Below are 24,190 nucleotides of genomic sequence, written 5' to 3'. Positions count from 1 at the left end.
CCAGTCCGAGATAGTTAACTCACTCGCTAAGTGAGCTTGGCGGAGCAGGCGAGGGTTCGCCATAGCGGTCCGGCGAACAGGCCGCTCAAGCGTTGTCTGAGTCAGCGAGGATGCGGCGGCATGTTGTGGCCAACGGCTGAGAGGATGACATTTGCGGCATCGTCGGCGCTGCACTTGAGGTATGTGGCCGAGGTCACCTTCGGCTTTTGTGTGTCCGATCATGGGCTCGATGGGGAAGCGGCGGCGCAGCTCTCGCCTAATGACACCGAAGACGCCGCGCTTCTCCCGAAAATGAAGACGCGAAGGTGAATTTTGTGCGTCGTGACCGCAGTGCCCCTGCTAGGCCCGCTCAATCGCACAGCCACAGAGTGTCTCGGCGCAGTCGATGACGTCCCGCAAACGTGTGACCTTCGCAGGGGGGCGGGCATTGCGCCGGCGTGCAGCACGAATAGGCCACCACGGGCCCGGCGGTTTGTTGCTGAGGACGGAGGTCCTCACGTCCAATTCGTAGGGCGCGGCGGCCTTTGCCGAATGCACTCCGGCTCCGGGGCATGGGTTGCGCTTGCAGGGGCGCCAGGATTGCTTGGTCGAGCCCACAGACACGCTACATCAAGTTCCAGAAGGACGCGCTTTTGAGAAAAGCTGAGGGGAGGCCGGCAGTCTTCCTATAAGCCGCCGTTTCAGGGCATCTACCCAATCTTACCCAATCACACTCCTCGCCGATGTTATAGCCAGCGTCGGCTCGGTTTAGACCACATGCTATTAAGAATGATCCGGGAGGAAGATCGTGTCTCACCATTGCACGGGCGACCAGGGGTCGGTCCGGGATGGTAATCGATCTGGGATTTCGGCCGGCGCCTCAGGCGCGGTTGCAATCGTGGCTACGCTGGACACCAAAGGCCCCGAAGCATCCTTCCTCTCGGACATCATCCAAACATGCGGCCGAAAGACCATCCTGATCGATATCGGGACCTCAAATAATGAGGTGAAGGCCGCCCACGCAACTGACGCGAGCCGCGCGCGCTCAGCCTCGCCCGCCGAGCTCCTGAAAGAGATTGCCGCAGCTACCCGCATAAAGGTGGCTGGCCTGCTCGCCTCGGGCGCAATCAGCGCGATTGTGGCCATTGCAGGAGGCAAGGGAAGCGCTGTTTTCGGCGAGGTCGTGTCTGATTTGCCTTACGGCTTCCCCAAGCTGCTGGTGACCAGTGCAAGACCAGCGCTCCTGGCCGAACTCGCGATCCACAACGACATCATGCTCTATCCGACCTTGGTCGATTTCTTCGGCATTAACGCGTTCACGGCAAGGGTGCTGGAGAATGCAGGCCGAGCCATTGCGGCCATGCGCTATGTGCCGGCCAAGCATGGGTGCGAAAGAAAGATTGTTGCGATCACGGCCTTCGGTGTGACGACGCCCGCGGCAACTCAATGCGTGGCACGTCTTGCAGAGGCCGGCGCAGACGCGATCGTTTTTCCTGCCAACGGTGCTGGCGGTCGCAAAATGGAGCAGCTGATTGCTGCCGGCGAATTCGATGCCGTGCTCGATCTGACCACAACGGAATTGGCCGATGAACTCATGGGAGGCACGGCCAGCGCCGGGCCCGATCGGCTCAAGGCGGCCTCGCGCCGCTCAATCCCACAAGTCATCGCGCCCGGCGCGATCGACATGGTCAATTTTGGTCCACCGGCCAGCGTTCCCGATCAATTTCGCGGCCGCCAATTCTATTCACATACACCGTACACGACACTGATGCGAACCACGCCTGCGGAGAGCGCAAAAATCGGCCGGGTTACGGCCGAGCGGCTCTCGCAAGCACGCGGGCCGGCAGCCGTGCTTTGGCCAGCCAAAGGCGTGTCAGATTACGACCGAGAGGGTGGCGTCTTTCGCGATGCCGATGCCGATGGGGCATGGCTCCAGGCAGTTAAGGACAATCTCCGGCCAGAGATCGTTGTCTGCGAGCTGGACTGTCACATCAACGACCCCGAATTTGCCGAGGCCGCCGTGACGTGGCTCCTCAAACAATTAGGTCAAGGAGGCACGTCCCGTGCGGATGTTTGAGCGAACCGAAATTCTCTCGAGGATTGCAGGTCAGGTCGCGGAGCGAAAAGCGGTCCTTGCCGCGGCGAGCAGCTGCGGCCTCGTCGCAAAATGCGCGGCACTCGGAGGGGCGGATATGCTGGTGGTCTACTCTACTGGGCTCTCGCGGCTCATGGGGCTCCCCACCAGTCGTATTGGTGACTCCAACGCGCGTACGCTGGAGCTTGCGGCAGAAATCCGCAACGTCGTGTCTTCCGTACCCGTCATAGGCGGCGTCGAGGCCTGGGATCCCCTGCGGCTCGATCTCGACGATCTTCTCGACAATTTCCTAGCCGCCGGATTCTCCGGTGTGATCAACTATCCGACCATCTCCACGATGGGAGAGAAATGGCGTGACCGCCGCGGTCGCGTTGGACTTGGGTTCGAGCGCGAGCTCGAGATGATTGCGACTGCCCGCAAGAAGAACATCTTCTCGCTTGCCTACGTTGCGAGCCCCGAAGATGCCAAAGCCATGGCAAGCAGCGGAGCCGACTGCATCGTCCCACATGTCGGCGCGACGCGCGGCGGGCTCGTGGGCCATGAGGAGGGCCAGTCCATCCAGGAGGCGATCCAGCGCATCAACGAGATCAACGCGGCCGCGCAAGCGGTCCGCTCGGACGTCATCCTGCTCTGTCATGGTGGGGCAGTCGCGGAGCCCCAGCACACGTTCGAGGTCTATCGGTCGACTGAGTGTGTCGGCTTTGTCGGGGCCTCCTCAATCGAACGAATACCGATTGAACGCTCGGTCAAAGCGGCGGCAGAGGAGTTCAAAGCCGTTCCCCTTCCGCGACATCACTGACGTTCAAAGAAACACCGCAGCGAGGCGGAGATGGACAAGCCGATCAACCAATCAGGCGAACAAAGGACAGCGGCATTGCCACCAATAGATGCTACTCAAACGTTCGAAACAGAGGTGCTCGTAGTCGGTAGCGGGGCAGCCGGCCTTTCGGCGGCACTCTACGCCGCAAAGAATGGACTTCGCGTGACGGTTTGCGAAAAGTCTTCGCGTCTCGGCGGGACCACGTCGCTGTCGAATGGCATGATCTGGGTTCCCTGTTCGCTTCAGGCGCGCTCCGCCAAAATCGATGACTCGCTTCCGAAAGCCAGGACATACCTCGAGCATGAGCTTGGCAATTACTATCGGCAAGACTTCATCGAAGCCTATCTTGAGGACGGGCCGACTGCGCTTGCCGCTCTCGAGACCGGGACAGAGGTCAAGTTCACGCTGGCCTCCGCGCCCGATTATCACTCAAGCCAGGTCGGCGGAGTCGACAAGGGCCGGGCACTCAGCCCTGCACCCTACGATGCGCGGCTGCTCGGCCCCGACTTCGATCTGATCGGCGACCCCATTCGCGTTGTGCTCGGGGGGATGATGATTTCTTCCAGCGAAGTCCGACGCTTCCTGAATCCGTTCCAATCGTTTGCTTCCCTCAAGCATGTCTTGCGTCGCGTGACTCGCTACGCGCGGGATCGCTTGAGCTACAGGCGCGGCACCGAGTTCAGCGGAGGCAATGCCCTGATTGCGCGCCTGCTCGTGAGTTTGCGGAAGTTAGGCGTAGAAATATGGCCGGCGTCTCCTCTCGTTGAGCTCGTCATGGAAGACGGGCGCGTCACAGGGGCAATCGTCAAACGCGGCAATTCTGAGATCCGCGTGCGCGCATCCCACGCTGTCATTCTCGCGACCGGCGGCTTCGCCCGCAACGCGCAGCTGAGAGCCGAGCTGAGCGGCCCACACCAGCATGACGACACGCTGGCTCATGCCGATGTTACAGGCGATGGCATTAACCTTGCCTCGAAGCTCGGAGCTGCAATCGACAAGGACGTCGCTTCTGCAGGGTTCTGGACTCCAGTCTCGATGCTCAGGAGTGGGACAGGCTCCCAAATTGTCCCCTACGGATGGCTCGACCGCGGACGACCCGGCGTCATCGCGGTTGCCCCGAATGGGCAACGTTTCGTCAACGAATCCAATTCATACCACGATATCTGCCTCGCGATGTTTGGAAACGGATATCCCGCAGACAAGCGGTTCTACTTCGTTTGCGATCACGAGTTCGTTCGGCTGAGGGGCATGGGACATCTGCTGCCTTGGCCATGGACGCTGAGTATCCGGAAGTACGCGCGGCTCGGCTACGTCACACTGGGCCGAACGATACCGGAGCTAGCCATGCAAATTGGGTTGAATCCCGGCGAGCTCCAAAGGACGGTCGAGGAGCATAATGCGCACGCCGCCACTGGCGTCGATCCGCTCTTCAAACGCGGTGAATCGGCGTTCAACCGCACGCTTGGCGATCCCTCGGTAGGAACGAAAAATCCAAATCTTGGGCCCATCCAGAGTGGCCCCTTCATCGCGCTGCCGATCGTTCCGGCAACGCTCGGCACAGCCGCCGGCTTGGCGACCGATAGCTACGGCAAGGTTCTGGACGCAGAACGCAAGCCAATCCCGGGTCTTTATGCCTGCGGCAATGATATGACCTCACCAATGCGTGGAATTTATCCGGGAGCAGGCATCACCATCGGCCCCGGCATAGTCTTCGCTTACCGGGCAGTTTCGAACATTCTGGCATCCGCTCATCGCGTGCAGAAGGCGCCTGCATCCGCAACGTGAAATCGCGACTCACGGCATCTGTATCGCGACACGAGGTCAATTCGGTCGTCTTGATGCCGTCGATTTTGCTGCTTTGGGAAGCAAGGACCATGTCTTCATTCTGGCGGCGTTCTCCTGTTCGAATCTCTGCTGGATGCCTCCCGGACCGCGTTGAGCCGGGGTGATCAATTTCGCCTTCGGCGGAGGTGCATTGCGGCGGCGGGATGCGAGCCCATCACGCGAGAGTCTGAACGCCATCATCGAAGACCGACCTTCGCATTTTATCACACGCGTTTCATCCTCTTACGTCTGGAATCAACATGCGTCGTTCGCGCCTCGCCAAAATCGTTGCGACCGTTGGTCCGGCGACAGCTGCACCAGAACGATTGCGTGCTCTCTATCTCTCAGGCGCAGATACGTTCCGACTCAATTTCAGTCACGGGAGCCTGGACGATCACGCACGGGTCTATGACTCGATCCGCAATCTCGAACGGGACTTCGGCACGCCAATAGGCGTCCTGCAGGATCTGCAAGGACCGAAGATCCGCATCGGCGCCGTCGAAGGCGGCAAGCTCGATCTACGCGCCGGCGAGAAGGTTCGATTTGTGCTCGACGGAGCTACGGGCGGAACGCAATCGATCCCACTACCTCATCCGGAAATATTCGCGGCCGCACGTCCGGGCCAGACTCTTCTCGTCGACGACGGCCGAGTGCGCCTGCGCGTTGAGAGTCCGGGCGATGGGCAGATCATCGCGACAGTTCTCGTCGGTGGAGCGATCCGCGATCGCAAAGGGGTAAACCTGCCAGGTTCGCTGCTTGCTATATCTCCTCTGACGAAGAAGGACCGCGGCGACCTCGCCTTCGGCCTCGCACTCGGGGTCGACTGGGTCGCCCTGTCGTTCGTCCAGAAGCCTTCCGACCTCCTAGAGGCGCGCGGGCTGATCGGCGAGCGTGCCGGTCTGATAGCGAAGATCGAGACGCCTATGGCGCTCGATCGTATCGACGATATCATTCTCCTGTCAGACGGCATTATGGTCGCACGCGGTGATCTCGGTGTCGAAATCCCGCCCGAGGAGGTGCCGGGCCGACAGAAGGAACTCATCCGCGCCTGTCGGCTGACCGGAAAGCCCGTGATCGTCGCAACACAGATGTTGGAGTCGATGGTGGCTGCACCGACAGCGACGCGCGCGGAAGCCTCAGACGTCGCTACCGCCATCTACGATGGAGCTGACGCGGTCATGCTGTCGGCTGAGTCGGCAAGCGGCGCCTATCCAATCGAGGCAGTTGTCATGATGGACAAAGTAATCAGAAGTACTGAACGGCATCATCTCTATCGGTCGCTGGTCCAAGCCTCGCAAGCCGACGAAGAGATGTCCCCACCGCATGCAGTCGCCGCCGCTGGTGCAGACCTTGCGGTGACCCTCAATGCGAAGGCGATCATCGGTTTCACCGCAAGCGGCACGACGGCGGCGCGCATCGCGCGCAAGCGGCCCCCGGTGCCGGTTCTTGCTCTCACTCCAGATGAGAACGTCGCGCGGCGCATGTGCCTGCTGTGGGGGGTGCACAGCATCGTTTCAGACGATCCCGCCACCGACGAGGAGATGACGCAGATAGCCGCAGCGGTGGCGCGCAATGAAGGTTATCTTGAAGCAGGTGATTTGATGATCGTCGTATCCGGCGTGCCGTTTGGGCAAATAGGTGCAACCAACAACGTCCGTATTGTCACCTGCTAAAATGGTTCAGGACAATTTCGCTACATCTGCCCTAAGAAACGAAGCACTACGGGCCGAACAATGATCGCCGACAACGCTCTGATTCTTCATCGGTGAGACCAGGAGCTGACCTTGCTTGGGCTCGACTACAGCATTCGGCTCGTTGATTTGCTCCCGGTTATCGAAGAAACGCTTTCGGTCGAAATGGCGCAGTGATGCGGCGGGCCGGATGCAATGCTCTGGCAGTTTTTTTGAGCTCCTCGGAGGTTCGAACAGGCAGTGCTTGATTGCGAGTAGCCGGTGTTAGCCGTGATATACGGCGTACGGGAACGGCGTTCCAGCTTTTCAGAGTCATAGCGTCGAACGAGATCTGTAATGAAAAACAACTTCTTGGTGCCGGACGTCAACGAGTTCCTGGAGCTCTGGGAGCAAACCTTCAATGTGCACGCGCCGGAACGTCTGGTTGGGCTATACGCCGATGATGCGCTGTTTCAGGGTACATCGAGTGCTAAGCTCTGCATCGGGGCTAAAGAGATAGGCACTTACTTTCATGGTATCGCTACCGTAAGAATGGACGTATGGCATTCCGTCACGTTGGCGTACAACGTTGTTTTGGTGGTGGGACATTATGTCTTTTCACGGATGCGGAATGGTCATGAGGTGTCGACGCCGGCTCGGTTCACCTTCGTATTACGTCTCGAGGACGGCGTGTGGAAGATCGTACACCATCACTCATCTGCCATCCCCGATTGATCGCCGAACCAAGCTTTGCGGTATCGGAGTTTGTAGCTGAAGTGGCATACTCAAGCTGCCTCTCGCCCCATCGTGCCTCTGGATCGCCCAAATTTGTCGAACAGCGCTCGCAACGAGAAACAGGACGGCAGCGAGGTAACGCCTGTTTTGCTGAAGCGAGTGACGGCAGAAGGGCAGTCCCTCGATCGAACGAAGCGACGCCTTCGAGCTGGTGCGCGACCAGGCCGCCCACCCACTTATCCGACCAGAGCTCCGCTCGCATATCTGCTCTGCTCGGCGCTTGTCGGCCGTCACAAGACGAGGCGTGGTGTTCGTGATATCCGGGCGGCGCATCGGCGATCGGATAGGTGGACATGCAACAGGAACTACGCGCGGCCGTCGAGCGAGCGATTCACGCCTACGTTGCCGATACCTATGGCCTAACCGGCAGGGTCTCGACAGTTGTGAAAGGTGCGAATTGGACGTTCGTGGTTCGTGACGGCGCCCAAGATCGGGCTTTCGTTCGTCTGTATCGAACATGGGGCCGCTCCGCTGCCGATGTGGCCAGCGAAATGGCCGTGCTCCGAGCCCTTCAAAGTACGCCTGCGCTTGACGCTTCTCGGCCCCTCATCGACCATGAGGGAAGGTCGTTCTCCACATTCGAATTGCCTGACCGCACCAGGCGCCTTCTTGGCGTCTTCGCGCCGGCTGCGGGGCGGGAACTCGCGGCTACACCGGCCGATTGGTATCGCGCCGGCGTTGCCCTGTCCGATTTGCACCGCCAGACCAGGCTCACGAAACTGGCGCCGAGCAGGGAACTTCTGAGCGAGGCGAGGGACAAGGAGACGCTCGCGATGATCGCCGAGAGGTCTCCAAGGCTTGCCGACGACATCAGCAAATCACTAAGTCTGCTCCTGGGCGCCGGTGCAAGCCAGTCGATTGGCCCGACAGGGCTTTGTCATGGCGATGTCAGGCCGATGAACATGCGGGTTCAGGACGAGCGCGTCACATTCTTCGATTTCGATGATTGTGGCCGCGGCCCTCAATGGCTCGACGTGGCGGCCATGGTGCTTTGGCTAGAACTCACGGCCGATGACCATGTTGGCGCACTGTGGAAGGCCTTCCTGACCGGATATGGCGTGGACGAAAATGAGTCCTTTGTCTATTTTGTGTGCCGGATGGTGGCTGGACACCAGCTGCGCATACTGCGGTTCTTGTTTGACTATTGCGAGCTCGACGGCGCGCTGTGGGCTGATGTTCTGACCCAGGCCAAGACGACCGTGAGCAAGGCCGCCCACCGCCAGCTTCGCGCATTTGTCTCCTGATGCGAGGATCTATTCGTGATTGCCTGCAGCACTCGAGGCTACTCAGGCGTAAACTGTGACCGCCCCGACGGGCGGGTTTTCCGAGATCGCTTTCAGTGAGCCAACGAGAGAGATGCACGGGTTCCATTCGCAAGTAATGCAGCGACGTTGCTTCATTGGCTTTTCTTCCATCTCCTTCTTCATCGTCGGCGCCGGAATTGTCATGCCGGCGTGGGTTGCGTTCGATGTGGGCGGATCGAACCTGGTGGGCCTGGTTCTGCTGGCCTCCAGTCTTGCCGGTTTTGCCCTGGCGCCGCTTAGCGGACATCTCGTCGACCGTCACAATCACCTCAGGGTCACCGCATCGGGACAACTCGTCAGAGCTTTGGGCTTGCTAATGTTGGCTCCGGTACAAGTTTTGCCCGATGCGCTCTCGCGTCCTATCCTCCTTCTATCAACAGTTCTCGGAGCTTTCGGCTACGCGATTCTAGCAGGCGCGATGAGCGGCATCCTGCAGTGGCTGATTCCCGAGACCGAGCGCATGCGCTTTAACCTGCGATTGTCGTTCTTCAATCAGGCGGGGATGGCTTTGGGCACAGGTGCGGCCGGCTACGGCATCGCTCACGTCGGCAGCGCGACGACCGCCGCCCTGTTTGCCTTCGTCGCGATCTCCGTTCTGCCCCTGTTGAGGAATCTGACCGCGTATCCTACGCGCACACACGCAGCGAAGCGCCTCAACCTGTTTTCGGCTTCTCGTGAAGCGATCAACTATCTTGTGAACGAGCCCCAAACCCTATCCGCGTCGGTATCAGTGGGCCTGGTATTTGCCGTCATTCAGATCACAAACCTGTTGTTACCTGGATTCGTCAGTCATTCGCTCGGCGGAGGTAGTCGCCTCTTCGGTACACTCGAGATGACGGCTGCGATTGCGGGCATGGCCGCTCTAGCCGCTGCGGGGATCCCAGCCGTGGCCAGAAGAATGGCTCGTATGACGACGCCCCTTGTGGCCGCCGCGGGGGGCTCGTTGCTCGTCCTGTCCTTTGCGACCGACCCGCTTGTCGCAATTGTGCTCTATGCGGCGGCTGGGATGCTGTGGAACCTATCGCGGGCGGCGGCGAACGGACATCTCTTAACCGTGGTCGATTCCGCGCTAATCGGACGCGTTCAAGCCTTTACTAGTCTTTTAACCGGAGCGGTTGGTGCGCTGATCTTCCTGCTTCCCACTTTGCTTCCGAATACGACGGAAGCTCAGCTCTACATGGCATGCGGCGTGATGATCTTAGTCGCGACCGCGCTCCTCGCTCTCTGGACTCGCCGCGGCAGACCCGCTCGCACCTGACAGGTCAGCATCGACGATGGGCGATGCCGCCGAGTTCTGGGGCCGAAGGGCGACATCGTGGACGCTCGCGGACGATATCCCCCGGCATACTTTTGTCTATTGCTGATTTTTCTCCGCTTGCTCAACGGCGCCAATACTGCCGCCTGCGCCAGTTCTCCCGCGCCCGTCGCAGTCTTGTTTCACGCCAACATCCGCCCCCGCAGCCCTGATGAGTTTTCTGAGCTCTTGAGCCGTATTAGCGACCTTCCATCCTTGACGGTCGGACATCTGGCGCACCTCCTCATCGGTGGCGGAAAGGATTTCCACGCTTAGCGATTCGAACAATCGCTCCAGATCGAGACTCGGGTGCCAGCGTGTCATCACTTGTTCCAGTACTGGTGTTGGCGCAGCAACGTGCGCCTCATCCGTCGTCGTGTCGTGTCGTAATCGAGCTCGGACATCTCATGGATCTTGCAAATCTCTCTAGCCGCCAGACCATCAGCCATGCCTGCGATGATTTTCAGCGCCAGTGGATCACCCTCAAACAGCCGATAGATGTTGGCCAGCGTCTGTGCGGCAACCAAGATCCGCTCCGGATCGGGCACCTCGTCGGCATCTCCACCGGGCCCGCTCCGCTGGTCCTCGTTATCGCGGCTCACGAACAGCCTTTGCTCAAGCCGCGCACGACGCCAATGGTCGTTGCAGATGCTGCGCATCACACCCGACAGGAAGCCCAGGATGGGCACGCCGGGCGGCCAGGGGCGCGAGCCGTCGAGGGTGCGTGCAATCGCCTCGTGGAGGATGTCGGTCCAGGAGAGCCCTCCCGGCAGGTCGCGGCTCCACAATCGTGCAAGAGCTTTGAGCCGCACGAGATCGATATCGGACAGGGCATCTACGACATCAGTCGCATGGGCGACCGCGTTGGCAGGATGGGGAGTGATAGTCAATGGTTCCATGTTCACAGTGCTATGCGCTCCAGCCAGCCCAGTGCGGACAGCCGAAGAAAAACATTTTTGACGTGTCTGCCCGACCGGAGTTCAGACGCATCGTCTGTATCGCAACAGGAGAGCCTTCATGGACGACACGTTGGCAGCGGCGCGCCGCTGGTATGCAGAAGACCTGGGATACAAAGTCCCGGTCCTGCGTAACCCGAAGCTGATCGAGGCCTTCGCCACCGTTCGGCGCGAGCAATTCGTAGGCCCTGGGCCGTGGAGCATCATCTCCGACCCATACAGCGACCCATTTCTGACCCCTGATGACGACCCGCGCTGGCTCTACCATGACGTTCTCGTGACGATCGATGCGAGTCGTAACCTCAACAATGGGATGCCCAGCTTCTGGGCCCGCAATTTTGACCATCTTAACATCGCCGCCGGCGAGCAGGTACTTCAGGTCGGTGCCGGCACCGGATACTATTCGGCGGTGCTGGCCGAGATTGTCGGACCCGCTGGTCGTGTGACGGCGATCGAAACCGACACAGAGTTGGCGTCGCGGGCCCGAGTGAACCTCGAGAGCTGGCCCCAGGTCGATGTCGTCTCGGGCGACGGCCGGGCGGTAGATGTCGGCAAGGTTGATATCGCCATCGTGTTCGCCGGAGCCACTCACCCATCCCGTGTCTGGCTTGATCGCCTTGTCGAAGGTGGCCGGCTTCTGATGCCTATGACCGACGATACCTGGAAAGGCTTTCTTCTCCATGTGGTACGGCGTCGAGACCACTTCGAGGCCTCTTCCATTGGTGCCGTCTCTATTTATCCTTGCACGGGTGGACGCGATGAGGACGCTGCAAGACGTCTACATAACGCGATCGACGGGTTGCCGCTTCGCAACCTTCCAATTCGCGCGTTGCACGTAGGTGAGCCGAGATTTAACGACTCAGAGAATGTGTGGTTTAGCGGGCCGGGCTTCTGGCTCGAGCGTGATCCTCCATGCTAAGACGACCTACACTGATCGAGCGCATACCTGTTCAGCCAAGTTGAAGATCACCGGCTCCGACGAGAACGCGCGTGGTCGAGCCAATTTTACACGTCGGCGTTTGCTCCACGAGTAAGGTCGTGATGCAGGATCACTTCTTTGCTAATGAATGATAGGAACTTCTCGGCAAACTCTGGGTCAAGGCTAGCTGCCTGTGCGAGCGTGCGTAGTCTTTCTACTTGGCGTTCCTCACGAGCTGGATCTGCCGAAGGCAATTGAAGTCGCGCTTTTAGTTTTCCGACCTGCCGAGTGCACCTGAAACGTTCCGCGAGAATGTGGATAAGGGCCGCGTCGAGATTATCGATGCTGCTCCGCAGTTCGTTCAATTCGGATGGAGTTTCCAAGTTCGCGTCTCCTTTCTATGCAACCATACTTTCCAGCTGGACACCCGGGTCTCTGGCTGAAACATTTTCAGGCTTTCCGAGTCACTGGGCCCTAACAGCCCGGTCTGATTGAACTAATTCGATCAATCTCAGTACGCCACCTCGGCATTGAAAGCATTTCTGACTCGAGCGCAGTAAATCAGTATTGGCCCATGTGGCCATCGAGGTCTGCGGGTCTTGGATAGCCAGGCGGCCAACAATCTCAAGAACCACGTACGTTACTGCACTTTCAGGCTCGGCATAATAACGGCATCCGCGGTGCCTAGCCAGCCGCCGCGGTGCGGGCCAGCGCGACCAGGCCACCGCATTCTTAATTTGGGCGCGGTGAAGGATCGTCGAGCGTGCCAAGTGGTGGATGCCCTTGCTCTATGAGGTCTGGTCATAGGGTCGTATGCCTTAGTCGAACCCACGGACTGCCGGAGTGGCAGCTTCTGCAGCTGCAACTTCACTCATAAAAGCAACAGCCAGTCCGAAGCCGATGAGGCCAATCAGGATCGACCCTGCAGCAAGGGATGTGACCCCGCTAGTTTCGACGAGGATACCGCCGAGAACGGCCCCGATGGCTATTCCTGCGAAGGTGGTCGAGCTGTTCATTGCCAAAACTAGCTTCGACCTCTCCCCGGCTAGATCGAGAAGCCGGTGCTGGATCGGAACGAGATACATGTAACTCGCGTTGCCCCAAAGAAATGCGATGAGCACGGTTAAGGCACCATGATGCCCGAACCCTACCAGAGCTACGAGAACCATTAGTTGTGCGCCGATCACCGCAATGAGAACTTTGTAGGGGCCGAAGCGATCAGTTAGAAAGCCGCACGCTGCGTTTCCTGTCACAGCTCCGAAACCGTACGCAAAGAGCGCGCCTGAGAGCAGCGGCACGCCTGGAAGCAGAGAACCGGTGATAATGACGCTCACATAGGAGTAAACAACGAACTCGGAAATGACCACGAATAGGGTAACCGAAAGAACACCGTAGATAGCCTTGGGGAAGTCTTTCGAAGCCGGGCCATTTCCGCGCTCCGGCGCCTTTGCAGAGACACCGGACATCATAGGGGCAAAGATCAGCAATGCCAGGAGCCCCGCAACTGCCACAAAACCGAAGGCAAACCGCCAGCCGATGGCATCAGCGATCCAGCTGGTCGCCGGAACACCCGCAACTTGTGAAACGGTCATACCACCGAAGATAAGGGACAATGCCGACCCTTTGCTACCGGGCGGCAGCAGCTCGGTTGCCAATGCGGTGGCCGCCGGGGTGAACATGGCTGCGCCGTAGGCTGAAATGACGCGAGCTGCAGCAAGGGTTGCAAAGTTCGGAGCGATCGCACAGATCACGTTGCCGATGATGAAGATTGAAACGGATAGGATCTGGACGTTGCGGCGGCTTGCGGCCCGGAACATCCAGGCATTCAGCGGCGCAAATACAGCGTAGGAGAGTGCGTAGATTGAGATTATCCATCCCGCCGCACCGGTTGAAATGTTGAGGTCACCAGAAATCACTTCTAGTGCCCCGATGATGACAAACGTATCTAGGCCAATAGCGAACGCAGCGATCATCAGAGCGGCAAGGATTAGCTTTGTTCGTTTATCAGGAGGAGATAAGCTCATGATCCTGGCCATTCAGTTCATCGCGAGGTGTTCAAAGCCGTCATGCAACTCAGGATAAGGGGCGGCCGATGGTCGTGCCTGAATACCCGGGGACGACGGCGCTGCCACGGCCCCAGCACCTCTCCACATCCTGTGTGATCTCAAGCTCGGCGGGATATTCGAGCACCAATCTGCGTAAGCCCCGCATCATACAAGCCTTCCAGGAGGTTTTTCGCTACAACCGGCGCTGTTGTTTCGAAAAGCGGCTTTATTTGATGCTTTCGCGTCGATCTACCCCACCCCGGCGAGCTCGGCGAGTATGACGTCTCGCAGCTTGGCCCCTTCGAAGTGGAGATATTTCACGCTGGCATGACGCGTACATCTTCTCGCCCGGCAGGGCGTGCAAATGCGGAGCGTCAGGATGCAGCGATTCGGTGCACGCGACCCGCTACAGATCACGATTTGGCTCATCCCGCTGCGAGTTTTGCGGGAATGCTGCGGCCACAATCTGAGATACGTTTTGGTGAATGGTTGCGAAGGAATCACCAATGAGCAGCACAAAAGTTGATGGCGAAACGGTATTGCGCGCGGCTTACACTGGCGATGCCCAGGCGCTCTATGACGTGACGGCACAATCGGTTCAAGAACTGGCAATCACCCATTACAAGCCCGAGCAACTGGAGGGGTGGATGGGAGAACGTACTGCCAAATATTACGAGGATGTCATCGCTGCGGGCACCACGATCATAGCCGAGCAGAACGGCGAGGTATTGGGGTTCGTCGACTCAGTTCCTGGCGAGGTGACCCGCCTTTTCGTTTTGCCGAAGGCAGCAGGCCGCGGAATTGGTGAGCGATTGCTCAAAGCTGGTCTTGAAGCCGCGGCAAAGGAACACCCAGGACCAATCAAAATCGAGTCAACCTTGAACGCGCAACGGTTCTATGAACGTCATGGCTTCAGGGCCATCCAGAAGGGCTACTTCTCTCATGGGCTTGGCGGAGATCCGATCGAGATTGTCGTCATGGAAATGGCACGATAGAGCAGAGTGCAGAGCACTTGGTCCTCAGATATCATCTCTATCTGCAGGCCGGCGCGATTTCGAAACATCATGTCGAGCCTTCCTCCTAAGCCGCACGACGTGCCGCCATGAACAACCTAGACCATCGTCTCACCTCTTCCGATCGCACGTACGAAGCTCATTTCGACCGCTCGAACAATCGGTGCCTTCGGTGCCTTCGCCATTGGTTCGAACACATTTGTCATCATCGAAGCAGTCGATGTGAGCTTGCCCACTATGCTGCGCCTTAGACCCCAATTCGCTCTTCGCACCGGCCAGCCTGCCACAGCGGAGCTAGTTTTTAAGTAGTCGCCGCCGCGTAGCCTCGAGTCCGGCGATTTGCCAGGACGCGCGGTATGGAGGCGACCGGCACAAGCATCGACGCGGCCCTCTGATGCTGGCCGATCTCCAGGACATCGCGCCAAGCGCATCTGCGGACTCGTGCGCTGGAACTTGCGACCTCATAACATCGCTCACGCCGCACAAGCGCGCTCAGCTCAAAATGACGTACCAGGGGCCGTCACAGGAACCGTAGACAGAAGCTGGGGCAGGAGATCCCGATCTTCAGGAGGCCGCGTCGCGGCGAATTCCGCCCTCCGTTATCCGATGATCGCCGCGCTGGGCATTCAAGACCCTGCCTCGCAAGCGGTTTGTGCGGGTGCGACTTCGCTATATTGCGCGGCGACTCGGGATTGGTCATTCATCGCTGTTTGCGCTGACTCTGGCTGACTTCCAAAGCATAAGCTTTCGCCTCAATGCGCCGTTTGCTATGATATCATCGGAATGATGACGGAGTGCGCTATGGAGCCTCAGTGGCTGACGTATGGGAAACGATTGCAAGCTATTGCGTCTAGTGGGCTCCATTTTGCGCGAGATCAGTTTGATCGAGAACGTTACGAGGAGATTGCCTCTATAGCCAATGAAATGCTCGCCGACTTGGGAAGTGTTCCCATCGAGAGGATAGAAGGGCTCGTCTCTGATTTCGCGAAGGGCTATGCGACACCGAAAGTCGATGTGCGCGGAGCGATCGTAGAAGAGAACAAGGTCCTTCTGGTCCGTGAGAAGAGCGATGGTCTTTGGGCCTTGCCTGGCGGCTTTGCAGACGTTGGCCTTTCTGCTGCCCAAAATATCGCAAAGGAGTTGTACGAAGAGGCCGGATTGAAAGTGTCTGTTCGTCGCCTCTACGGGGTCCGACACAAGGCCGGCGCTTCCTATTCGCCTGATGTCCGGGATTTCTACAAAGTTTTCTTTCTTTGCGATAGGCTCTCAGGCGGTGAGGCCGGGCCCAGATTGGAGACGAGCGAGGCGATCTTTTTTCCGAAAGATCGGCTACCTCCGCTGTCGCGAGGTAGAACTATCGAGAGTGACGTTGAAGCAGCCTTCGCATTCGCAACTGACGCGAACAAACCTGCCTTCTTCGATTGAGAGCTCGATCCATTCTCTTGGTCCGCACTCTTTCGTCCGTCAACACCGATGTTGCCGAATGAAGAGCTCCGCATGACAGAGAGAATCATTCGGGCGCCATCAACCACGGCGCCTTGCGCGTGCTTTTGAAAGTCGGTCGCTGGTCGCTATCTTCACTTCTAGTGAACGTCGCGACCGAGCCCTTCGGCACTCATTCGGTGGTGTAGTGCGGACGCTGCGCACAACGCTCAATGGGTTTCGGGTGCGTCATCGCAGCTCAACGTAGCTGACATTGGTCAAGCAGCTTCATTAGCGATCACGTCGACCAACAAAAGTAAGGGCGCTGAAATTCGACTGCATTGGTGACCGCCTCTATGCCACGCTCAAATGCGTTCGCCTGGCTCGCGAGCAATCATAATTGCGCATTCGATACGACCCAAACGTGTGGCCTCTCGACCTTTGCAGGAGCCCGCTCTACCCAGCTGAACTAGGTGTGCATCTCTTTTCGCCCAGCCTACCTGTCTTCGAAGTTCAAGTGTTGGAAAACTGAGCTGCACCCGGTTCTGTTGACACCGGCTTAAGCTAATCCGACCTTCCGTTCGAACTCCATAGGGCTCAGATATCCGATCGTCGAATGCCTTCGCTTCGGATTGTAGAAGCGCTCGATGTAGTCGAACACGTCGGCCTTGGCCTCGTTGCGTGACCGGTACACTTTGCGCGCTGTTCGCTCGGTCTTCAAGGACGAGAAGAAGCTCTCCATTGCAGCGTTGTCCCAGACATTGCCTGACCGGCTCATCGAGCAGACCACGCCGTGATCGGCCATCAGCCTCTGGAACTGTTCGCTGGTGTATTGGCTGCCGCGATCGGAATGATGCAACAGCGCGTCCGGCTTGCCTCGTCGCCAGATCGCCATCACCAGGGCATCGGTGACGAGCTGTGCCGTCATTGCTGTACTCATTGACCAGCCGACCACCCGCCGCGAGAACAGATCAACGACTGCGGCCACGTAGAGCCAACCCTCCGCCGTCCAAACATAGGTGAAGTCAGCGATCCATTTGCGATTGGGAGCGGGCGCTTCGAAGGAGCGGTCGAGCACGTTGGGAGCGACGGCGGCGATCTGCCGCTCACCCAGATCGGGCGGCAGTCGACGCCGTCGTGGGCGTGCTTTAAGGGCCTGCAGCCGCATCAATCGTTCGATCCGGTGCAGCCCGCAAGATATCCCTTCGGCCAGCAGGTCGTGCCACACCCGCCTGGCGCCATAGGTCCGGTCGCTGGCCAGGAAGCTGGCTCGAACCTTCGCGCCAAGCTCTTCTTCGGTCCGGCTGCGTTCACTGCGCGGCCGTGTCAGCCAGGCATAGAAGCCACCCCGCGAGACACCGAGCGCCTCGCACAACCATTCCGCCGGCCAGATCCTTCGGTGCTTCGCAACGAAACCGAACTTCACGTCGATTCCTTCGCGAAGTAGGCCGCGGCTTTTTTTAGGATGTCCCGTTCGGCTTTAAGCTTGATGACCTCGCGCTTCAGCTGCGCGATCTCCAGTTGCTCTGGCTTCATCTGACCGTGGCCAGGGAATGCATGTTGCGGATCGTCCGCAAGCTGCTTCACCCAACTGCGCAACTGTGTCGGATGAATACCAAGGTCTTTGGACGCCTGCGCATACGACACGCCGCGCTGCTTGATCAGCCGCACGGCCTCAAGCTTGAACTCCCGCGTAAACTGCCTTCTCTCCATGACGCACCTCCTGCTCCATAAAACACCTAACTTGGTGTCTTCGGAACCGGGTGCAGCTCAAACCTTCAACTCAGCGAGTTTTCAAAGAACAGCTCTCGCTACCGGCGTACGTGGCGCTAACGGCTTCCTTACTGTTCATCTGCTTACGAGGTACTTACACGAAGAGCCTTCCGGCTGGAGCAGCTTGCGGACAGTCTCTCAAAGCACAGAAATTTCAGCTCCGTCGAATCGAAATGCCCTTTGACGCCCACACTCGGAGAACGATCACGTTACGCGGCGCTGCTTATCTAGCCCACCGGAGACGTTCGCTGCGGCCATCTATCAACGGGCACAGGAAGCCGTCTCGTGCGCTCTCGGAACGCAGTGCCGATAGGGGGTCCCAGTCGAACGCCGATTGACAGGTTCGTCGGCAGATGCGGCTTTCTTTGAACCCACTGCTTGTCGTTCAGCCAGAACAGTCCTTTGCGCATCGAAGCCCCGTCCGAATCACTGTTGGGCACGGGAATCAGAATGGGCACATTAGGTACAGACCCTAGCTAGGCCGGTGAACCGTCTCGGGTTTGCCGGAGGCTCCAACTCCTGAGAGGACGGAGCCATGACGAGCAAGACGACGATCAAGTTTTCACCCGAGGTCCGGACCCGAGCGGTTCGGATGGTTTTGGATCACGCCGGCGAGCACCCGTCGCGCTGGGCGGCAGTGAGGACAATCGCGGCCAAGATCGGCTGCACGCCGCAGACTGTGCCGCCGAAGCAATTGAAACGATCGCCGCCGCCGCGCCTCAGCTTGAACGCGTCGCTGACGCCCTGGAGACGATCACTGCTTTGCTTGCGAGCTGCATCGGGGTTGGCTCAGCTCGGTGCTACGCCGACGGCGAGCGGTTTAGCAAAGAAGTGCCGACGAACTATCTGCGCACCGGCAACGGCGCCAAGCCGTTTACGTGAGACGCGGACAACGCGGAGAGCGGCAATGACTGATCGCGACGTAGTTAAAGCACTGAACGCACTCGCAGAAACGCCCAATCAAGCAGCGGTGAAGCTAGACGCGATTAGCCGCAGCGTTGTCGCGAGCGGGCTCTTGCCGCACGTTGCACCGGGCTCGCCAGTCGCGCGCATGGTAGAGCAGGGTGAGCGGTACGCCGCAATGCTGCCGCAACCCGCTGAGCGCACGAAGTGGACACCGCCGAAAGTATAGTTCAAGGGCAGGCCGCGCAGCATATTCGCTGCGCAGCTCTGTTTTTTGTCAGCGTTGGTGACCCAGGCCGATGCCCAACACGAGGGCCTTTTGGCGCAGAGAACCGATAGTTCGCTTCATCTCCTTCGAGATTTTCAGGACTGGCGTTCGATCCTTCGAGTACTTCTTGAGCGACCGTAAATCAGCGGGTGTCCACTCGCGGCGCGTCGGCTTCTTCTTCTTGGCAGGACGTTTCAAGTTAGCTCCTTAGTTCTTCGAGGGACGGCGCTGTTAGCACAACGACTGCGATCTACAAACTAACAAGTAGGTAATAGCGAGCGGGCCGCAGGACATCAGCCAGTTAACACTGAACTTGATCGTCATCGTGTCGGCAATGGCTGCCAGCGGTCCAATCTCGTCTCCCCACCGGATCCACTGACAGAGTTCAATTTCTAGGGGGATGCCCCGGGTTCTCTTGAATTTCTGAAGAGGTCGGCGTTGCCCACCTTGAGCCGGTAGGCTCGGGGTGCTGATTCCACAAAGGAGAGCAACGCCATGACGAGAGATATCACACCGGCTGGTTGGCCGGCGACCGGGGCTGTGGACGAAGCGTTTGCGGAAGTGCGAGCGAGCTTCGATCGGTTCTGCCTTGCGGCAGGGATCGAGGCGCTCAGCACGATGATGGAGGCGGATGACGGCGGCCTGCGGGCCGCGCCACGGTCGCGATGTGGCGCGGCGGGCGCACCGTTGGGGCCGAACGCGGGGAGGGATTGGTTTCCACGGCGGCAAGATCGAGGTCGAGCGCCCGCGGGTCCGGGGCGTGGATGGCCGCGAGGTCACGATCCCGAGCTGGGAAACGGCGGCGCAGGAGGACTGGCTCGGTCGCTGGGCGATTAACCTGATGCTGATCAATGTGTCGACGCGCCGGTTCGGCCGCGCTGTCCGGCTGCCCGAGGGTGACGTGCCGGCACCGCCCGGATCGGGGATTTCGAAGTCGGCGGCCTCGCGGCTTCATCGCGCTGTCGGCGGCGCGGCTGGCCGACTTCATGGCTGCCGATTTGTCCGCGCTCGACCTTCCGGTGGTCCAAATCGACGGGCTGCATCTCGGCGGCGATCTCGTGCTGGTGGCCGCGATCGGGGTTGACGGCGAAGGCAACAAGCATCCGCTGGCGCTGGTGGAAGGGGCGACCGAGAATGCCGCAACGGTTCAGGCCCTGCTGGACAACCTGGTCTCGCGCGGGCTCGACCCGACGGTGCCAAGACTGTTCATCGCCGACGGCGCGAAGGCATTGTCGAAGGCGATCCGCCGCACCTTCGGTTCGGCCGCTGCGATCCAGCGCTGCCAGATCCACAAGGCGCGCAACATCATGGAACGCCTGCCGAAAGACCATCATGCGGCCACCCGTCGGGTGCTGCGCCAGGCCTGGGAGCTCGATGACGCCGACAAGGCTGAAAATTGATCCGCAATCTCGCGCGTCGACTCGACCAGCAATGCCCCGGCGTAGCGGCGAGCATCCTCGAAGGCCTCGACGAAATCCTGACTGTCGTCCCGTTGAAGCTGCCGAAGGAGCTTCGTCGATCGCTCGCCTGCACCAACATCGCCGAGAACATGATGGGCACCATTCGCCGCGTCACGCGCAACGTCAAACGCTGGCGCGATGCCGGTATGGCCTTGCGATGGGTCGCGGCCGGCATGATCGAAGCCAACAAGGGCTTCCGACGATTGAAGGCGCGTAAGCAATTGTCGGTTCTGCGTGCGGCCCTTCAAGCTCGCCACAATCGCATGACGATCAATCCCGTTGCCCACCTCACGAGGGCAGCGTAACATTCATTCCGGCAACGTCGGCCCGACGTAGTTCAACACCGATCGGGACATCCCCATTTCTAGCGGCGCAAGCTCACCCAAGAATTGGGTCCCTCACTTTGCAAAGGTCTTAGAATTTCAACCTGGACTTGTTGATCACGGGCTACCGTCGGAACATACCGTGCATCATACCCCCGAAAAGTTGCCCCGGACCGGCAAACGGTCCGCCACCACTGCCACCGCTACCGCTACCGCCCCGGCGCGCTCACCGGGCGGGCTTGTCCTCGGAAGGTTCGTCGCTGCTTCCCGAGTTGCTCGCAACAATTTCCCCAAGTAACGCCTTGTGCTGGAGCTTGTTGAGATAGCCGGTCGACGGATAGCCGCGGGCGGCCTGCCATCGCTTGAGTACCGAGCGGGTATCACCGTTGAATGCACCCGTCACCTTGATGTCAAACCCGAGCCCGTTGAGACGACGCTGCACGTCGCGGCGTTGACCCTTGTCGAGGCCGATCTGATCTTCGGTGAGCTGGCTGGCATCATCGGTGAAGGTGGCAGGATCGACACCGGAGGTAAGGTTACGGGCAGTGGTCGACGGGCCGTTCTCGATGTCCGCGAGCCGCGCCAGCGCCAACGCCCTGAACTGACCGTTTGGGTATGCCGAGATATATGCGTTGAGTTCTTCGGGCTTGTTGGTCTCTTTCACCGAGCGCCTACTCAAGCTCGATACCGTCGGAATGACCGCTGGTGTTGGTGGCCGGTGCGCTGGTGGAGTTGCTCGGTGTGGCGTTGGCAAGCTGGGTCTGCTGCGCTGGATTGAGGTAGACGGCACCGATCAGGTTGGTGTGGCCCCAGGGAAGCTGACCTTTTTGCGTCTCCTCGTTGACCTGCGCGCGGACTGAGGTCATGGCCTGCTGGATCTCGACCCCCGGCTTGGTGATGTTGTCGATCAGCGCGCGGGTGAAAGGGCTATTGTTGCCCTCCTGGCCGTCGAGCGCTGTTTGGCCTGGGCCAGTTGCAAACGCGATCAGAGTGCCTTCGCCGGACTTCATTTCGGCCAAGCCGCTCTGCACGTTGACGCCACGGGTCGTCGAGTTGGCCTTGATCTTGGCAGCGAAGGGATTGTCTCGGCAGGCATCGAGAAACACCAGCTTGACTTTGGCGGCGCTCATGGTCTGGTCGAGGGTCAGGTCGATGTTGATGGCCGCGCCAAGCTTGACGTCCATCTCGGACTTGATGTCGGCGTCGACGGGCAGCAAATAGTTGCTGCCGTCAACCGCGATGCCGTGGCCGGCATAATAAAACACTGCGACGTCGGAGCCCTGTGTTTTGCGGCCGAAGTCCAGCAGCTTGGCCGTCATCTGATCGCGGGTGAGGTTCGAGCCTTCGATTACCTCGAATCCGACATTGCGCAGCGTCGCCGCCATTGCCTTGGCGTCGATCGGCGGGTTGGGCAATGGCGTCACCTGCCTGTAGGCGCCGTTGCCGACGACGAAGGCGACGCGCTTCTCAGCAAGGGCTGCATTCGCGCTCGCTAGAAGAGCTGCTGCCGTTGATGTTGCGATGAAAAAGCGCACGAATGTTGCAAATAAGAAGCGCATGATCTTGTCTCCTCGCTTGCCTGCAAATGATGCTCCATTCCCGCCAACCTGACAGTTGAGTGCAATACTGAACCGATCCCGGAGAGCGGATTGTGATCTAAATCACGCCGGTATCGTGGGCCTTCATCGAACTGGCGGCGCGCTCTCCCGGAAGCGCAAGCTTATTCTTCGTGAACGCGACCGCCAAGCGCCAAGGTCAAGCGACGAAGCGGTGCTGAAGCGAAGCGCTGTTCAGGCGAATAAGAACATACTGCACGCATGTCAGGTGTCGCATAAAAGGTATCTTAACAACTTTAGCGCGTAATACCTTCGATATTAAATGAATCTGGGCCAGCCAATGAGGGCAATTTCTGCGGCCGATCTCATTACTGAGTTGGATGCCACCATCGCGGGGAGCTCATCCGAACGTTGTGCGCGCATGCTCTGGCGCACCACCGAGCTGCTCGTCGACGGTAATAACCGATTGCAAGAGCCGCAGGTCGGCCTGCTTGACGACGTTCTAATGCGCTTAGCCCGGCGGATTGCGCCGGGTACGCTCGCCGAGCTCAGCACGACGCTCGCCGAGCTGGGTACTGCGCCGATGAAGACCCTGCGACGTCTCGCCTCGTGCGGCGATCCGGCGGTCGCAGTCCCGATCCTTATGAAATCTCCCGCCCTATCGCCGGCTGATCTCGTGGCGATCGCGACGTCCGGCAGCGAGGATCACCTTCTCGCCATTGCTGGCCGGCGCAGGATCGAAAGCCCAGTGACTGAGGCAATATTGCAGCGCGGCAGCAGCAAGACTTGTCTGGCCGTCATCAGCAATCCGGGCGCTGAATTCTCAGGCGCGGCCTATGCCAACTTGGTCCGTAGGGCTGTGGAGGACGACGAGATCATGAAAGCGCTGACGCTGAGGCCAGACACCCCGGACATGGTGGTTCGGGAGCTGCTGTCGGCATCGCCACGGCCAGCGAATAAGGCTTCCAACGCAACCGCTTCCTCGCAAGTATTAGCGACAGCGAAGCGACCTTACGACACTGAGTACGCCGCTGCGAGGCCGGAGATCATATCGCTCAATCGGAGCGGAAAGCTGAGCGACTCGACTGTCAATCGGTTCGCGATCCGGCGTGAGAGAGCCAACCTGTTCACGGCGTTGTCGGTGCTGTCGGGAGCACCGATTGAGGCCATCGAGCTGGTTATGGCAGAGTCCGGTTACGAAGGTCCGGTTATGGCGTGCCGGGCATCGCGCTTGAATTGGCAGACCACGTTAGCCGTCCTCAACACTCGCGGCGCGGGGCTTTCATTAGGCGAACGCGCACGAGCTCAGGAGCTGTTTGAAGCGCTTCATCTCTCGACCAGCCAATGGTCCGTTCGTTGGGGAGAAATGTCCGCCGGCGCCCACGGTCGTACTGCAAGATCGGCAGGAAACCAATGAAATTCCACGGTCGCAAGGCGTCTCGGGTGCGCATGGACAACAGACAGCCCGTGAACCTGATGGGCTCCGACGGCACTTGGCGGCGAAGCTGCGTCTTGCTCGATATCTCGAACACCGGCGCCAAGATCGAAGTCGAAGGGACGCTCGATGTTCTTTCGGCCAAGGAGTTCTTCATGCTGCTGTCGTCGACGGGACTGGCCTATCGACGCTGCGAGCTGGTCTGGATCGACGGAACCACGGCTGGCGTCCACTTTATCCAGGCAAATGGCAAGAAGGCCCAAACGACAGCGAGCCACAGAGGCGTGCAAACCAACTTGAGCCGAGCAGTGTCATCGAAGTGAGCCAATAACCTTG

The 24,190-nt window shown here is 59.4% G+C and carries 18 protein-coding genes and 4 pseudogenes; 14 read left to right on the top strand and 8 right to left on the bottom strand.

Annotation, left to right across the window (positions count from 1 at the left end):
• Window positions 1–26 precede the first annotated feature (26 nt).
• Window positions 27–554 (bottom strand): annotated as a pseudogene (locus ABIB00_RS20355) (transposase family protein); the annotation flags it as partial.
• A 323-nt stretch (window positions 555–877) separates the two neighbouring features.
• Between ABIB00_RS20355 and ABIB00_RS20350 the strand changes: the two are divergent.
• The 7 genes from ABIB00_RS20350 (at window position 878) to ABIB00_RS20320 (ending at window position 9,745) form a co-directional block, all read left to right on the top strand.
• Complete coding sequence (locus ABIB00_RS20350; protein ID WP_247376955.1) at window positions 878–2,056, top strand: Tm-1-like ATP-binding domain-containing protein; 1,179 nt, start codon at window positions 878–880, stop codon at window positions 2,054–2,056.
• Window positions 2,049–2,873: a phosphoenolpyruvate hydrolase family protein gene (locus tag ABIB00_RS20345; protein WP_018457725.1), complete on the top strand. Its 825-nt coding sequence runs from the start codon at window positions 2,049–2,051 to the stop codon at window positions 2,871–2,873. Before ABIB00_RS20350 ends, ABIB00_RS20345 begins: the two co-directional genes overlap by 8 nt.
• A 30-nt stretch (window positions 2,874–2,903) precedes the next feature.
• Window positions 2,904–4,679: an FAD-dependent oxidoreductase gene (locus ABIB00_RS20340; RefSeq protein WP_354105596.1), complete on the top strand. Its 1,776-nt coding sequence runs from the start codon at window positions 2,904–2,906 to the stop codon at window positions 4,677–4,679.
• A gap of 299 nt (window positions 4,680–4,978) precedes the next feature.
• Window positions 4,979–6,391, top strand: a complete 1,413-nt coding sequence (gene pyk / locus ABIB00_RS20335; protein ID WP_354105595.1) for a pyruvate kinase — start codon at window positions 4,979–4,981, stop codon at window positions 6,389–6,391.
• 354 nt (window positions 6,392–6,745) lie between these two features.
• Window positions 6,746–7,123, top strand: a complete 378-nt coding sequence (locus ABIB00_RS20330) for a nuclear transport factor 2 family protein (protein WP_354105594.1) — start codon at window positions 6,746–6,748, stop codon at window positions 7,121–7,123.
• Between the two features lie 353 nt (window positions 7,124–7,476).
• Window positions 7,477–8,427: a phosphotransferase gene (locus tag ABIB00_RS20325; protein ID WP_354105593.1), complete on the top strand. Its 951-nt coding sequence runs from the start codon at window positions 7,477–7,479 to the stop codon at window positions 8,425–8,427.
• Between the two features lie 55 nt (window positions 8,428–8,482).
• Window positions 8,483–9,745, top strand: coding sequence for an MFS transporter (locus ABIB00_RS20320; RefSeq protein ID WP_354105592.1), 1,263 nt, complete (start codon window positions 8,483–8,485; stop codon window positions 9,743–9,745).
• A 96-nt stretch (window positions 9,746–9,841) separates the two neighbouring features.
• On the opposite strand, the gene ABIB00_RS20315 is transcribed toward ABIB00_RS20320, so the two are convergent.
• On the bottom strand, window positions 9,842–10,105 hold the full coding sequence (locus ABIB00_RS20315) for a hypothetical protein (RefSeq protein ID WP_247396694.1): 264 nt from the start codon (window positions 10,103–10,105) through the stop codon (window positions 9,842–9,844).
• The gene (locus tag ABIB00_RS20310; protein ID WP_354105591.1) at window positions 10,105–10,680 is read right to left on the bottom strand and encodes a hypothetical protein; all 576 of its coding nucleotides are present in this window, start codon (window positions 10,678–10,680) and stop codon (window positions 10,105–10,107) included. Before ABIB00_RS20310 ends, ABIB00_RS20315 begins: the two co-directional genes overlap by 1 nt.
• Window positions 10,681–10,798: 118 nt before the next feature.
• Here ABIB00_RS20310 and ABIB00_RS20305 point away from each other — a divergent pair, with 118 nt between their 5' ends.
• A complete protein-coding gene (locus ABIB00_RS20305) occupies window positions 10,799–11,656 on the top strand; it encodes a protein-L-isoaspartate O-methyltransferase family protein (protein ID WP_247405904.1) in 858 nt (285 codons plus the stop codon).
• An 86-nt stretch (window positions 11,657–11,742) separates the two neighbouring features.
• Here ABIB00_RS20305 and ABIB00_RS20300 read toward each other — a convergent pair whose 3' ends face one another.
• Together ABIB00_RS20300 and ABIB00_RS20295 are read right to left on the bottom strand one after the other, a co-directional pair.
• Complete coding sequence (locus ABIB00_RS20300) at window positions 11,743–12,039, bottom strand: chorismate mutase (protein ID WP_247396690.1); 297 nt, start codon at window positions 12,037–12,039, stop codon at window positions 11,743–11,745.
• A 435-nt stretch (window positions 12,040–12,474) separates the two neighbouring features.
• Entirely contained in the window at window positions 12,475–13,692 is a 1,218-nt protein-coding gene (locus tag ABIB00_RS20295; RefSeq protein WP_354105590.1) for an MFS transporter, read from the bottom strand.
• A gap of 515 nt (window positions 13,693–14,207) precedes the next feature.
• Here ABIB00_RS20295 and ABIB00_RS20290 point away from each other — a divergent pair.
• A complete protein-coding gene (locus ABIB00_RS20290) occupies window positions 14,208–14,696 on the top strand; it encodes a GNAT family N-acetyltransferase (protein WP_354105589.1) in 489 nt (162 codons plus the stop codon).
• Window positions 14,697–15,515: 819 nt separating this feature from the next.
• The gene (locus ABIB00_RS20285; protein WP_354105588.1) at window positions 15,516–16,139 is read left to right on the top strand and encodes an NUDIX hydrolase; all 624 of its coding nucleotides are present in this window, start codon (window positions 15,516–15,518) and stop codon (window positions 16,137–16,139) included.
• Window positions 16,140–16,695: 556 nt separating this feature from the next.
• On the opposite strand, the gene ABIB00_RS20280 is transcribed toward ABIB00_RS20285, so the two are convergent.
• Window positions 16,696–17,849 (bottom strand): IS3 family transposase gene (locus tag ABIB00_RS20280; protein WP_354049800.1). Its coding sequence is split into 2 segments (ribosomal slippage): window positions 16,696–17,591 and window positions 17,591–17,849, totalling 1,155 coding nucleotides; the frame shifts between segments, so codons are not numbered across the junction.
• 595 nt (window positions 17,850–18,444) lie between these two features.
• On the opposite strand from ABIB00_RS20280, the pseudogene ABIB00_RS20275 reads away from it, so the two are divergent.
• Window positions 18,445–18,591: pseudogene (locus tag ABIB00_RS20275) on the top strand (IS3 family transposase); the annotation flags it as partial.
• A 498-nt stretch (window positions 18,592–19,089) separates the two neighbouring features.
• Here the strand turns inward: ABIB00_RS20275 and ABIB00_RS20270 are convergent.
• The gene (locus ABIB00_RS20270) at window positions 19,090–19,278 is read right to left on the bottom strand and encodes a hypothetical protein (protein ID WP_354105587.1); all 189 of its coding nucleotides are present in this window, start codon (window positions 19,276–19,278) and stop codon (window positions 19,090–19,092) included.
• Window positions 19,279–19,575: 297 nt separating this feature from the next.
• Between ABIB00_RS20270 and ABIB00_RS20265 the strand changes: the two are divergent.
• Window positions 19,576–20,845, top strand: a pseudogene (locus ABIB00_RS20265) (IS256 family transposase).
• Between the two features lie 142 nt (window positions 20,846–20,987).
• On the opposite strand, the pseudogene ABIB00_RS20260 reads toward ABIB00_RS20265, so the two are convergent.
• Window positions 20,988–22,398, bottom strand: a pseudogene (locus ABIB00_RS20260) (caspase family protein).
• A gap of 361 nt (window positions 22,399–22,759) precedes the next feature.
• On the opposite strand from ABIB00_RS20260, the gene ABIB00_RS20255 reads away from it, so the two are divergent.
• Together ABIB00_RS20255 and ABIB00_RS20250 are read left to right on the top strand one after the other, a co-directional pair.
• Complete coding sequence (locus tag ABIB00_RS20255; RefSeq protein WP_354105647.1) at window positions 22,760–23,836, top strand: DUF2336 domain-containing protein; 1,077 nt, start codon at window positions 22,760–22,762, stop codon at window positions 23,834–23,836.
• Window positions 23,833–24,177, top strand: a complete 345-nt coding sequence (locus ABIB00_RS20250; RefSeq protein WP_354105586.1) for a PilZ domain-containing protein — start codon at window positions 23,833–23,835, stop codon at window positions 24,175–24,177. Before ABIB00_RS20255 ends, ABIB00_RS20250 begins: the two co-directional genes overlap by 4 nt.
• Window positions 24,178–24,190 lie beyond the last annotated feature (13 nt).

Origin of the sequence: Bradyrhizobium sp. LB14.3, from assembly GCF_040547985.1 — a bacterium.
Lineage (GTDB): Bacteria > Pseudomonadota > Alphaproteobacteria > Rhizobiales > Xanthobacteraceae > Bradyrhizobium.
The sequence above is the reverse complement of the archived record's forward strand: the minus strand, read 5'-3'. Positions and strand labels throughout refer to the sequence as shown.

Excerpts from the sequence above, each read along its gene's own strand:
- ABIB00_RS20330 (WP_354105594.1), top strand. The coding sequence starts at position 6,746 with ATGAAAAACAACTTCTTGGTGCCGGACGTCAACGAGTTCCTGGAGCTC.
- ABIB00_RS20285 (WP_354105588.1), top strand. The coding sequence starts at position 15,516 with ATGGAGCCTCAGTGGCTGACGTATGGGAAACGATTGCAAGCTATTGCG.
- ABIB00_RS20340 (WP_354105596.1), top strand. The coding sequence starts at position 2,904 with ATGGACAAGCCGATCAACCAATCAGGCGAACAAAGGACAGCGGCATTG.
- ABIB00_RS20315 (WP_247396694.1), bottom strand. The coding sequence starts at position 10,105 with ATGACACGCTGGCACCCGAGTCTCGATCTGGAGCGATTGTTCGAATCG.
- ABIB00_RS20255 (WP_354105647.1), top strand. The coding sequence starts at position 22,760 with ATGAGGGCAATTTCTGCGGCCGATCTCATTACTGAGTTGGATGCCACC.
- ABIB00_RS20295 (WP_354105590.1), bottom strand. The coding sequence starts at position 13,692 with ATGGCCAGGATCATGAGCTTATCTCCTCCTGATAAACGAACAAAGCTA.
- ABIB00_RS20325 (WP_354105593.1), top strand. The coding sequence starts at position 7,477 with ATGCAACAGGAACTACGCGCGGCCGTCGAGCGAGCGATTCACGCCTAC.
- ABIB00_RS20290 (WP_354105589.1), top strand. The coding sequence starts at position 14,208 with ATGAGCAGCACAAAAGTTGATGGCGAAACGGTATTGCGCGCGGCTTAC.
- ABIB00_RS20310 (WP_354105591.1), bottom strand. The coding sequence starts at position 10,680 with ATGGAACCATTGACTATCACTCCCCATCCTGCCAACGCGGTCGCCCAT.
- ABIB00_RS20345 (WP_018457725.1), top strand. The coding sequence starts at position 2,049 with ATGTTTGAGCGAACCGAAATTCTCTCGAGGATTGCAGGTCAGGTCGCG.
- ABIB00_RS20250 (WP_354105586.1), top strand. The coding sequence starts at position 23,833 with ATGAAATTCCACGGTCGCAAGGCGTCTCGGGTGCGCATGGACAACAGA.
- pyk (WP_354105595.1), top strand. The coding sequence starts at position 4,979 with ATGCGTCGTTCGCGCCTCGCCAAAATCGTTGCGACCGTTGGTCCGGCG.
- ABIB00_RS20305 (WP_247405904.1), top strand. The coding sequence starts at position 10,799 with ATGGACGACACGTTGGCAGCGGCGCGCCGCTGGTATGCAGAAGACCTG.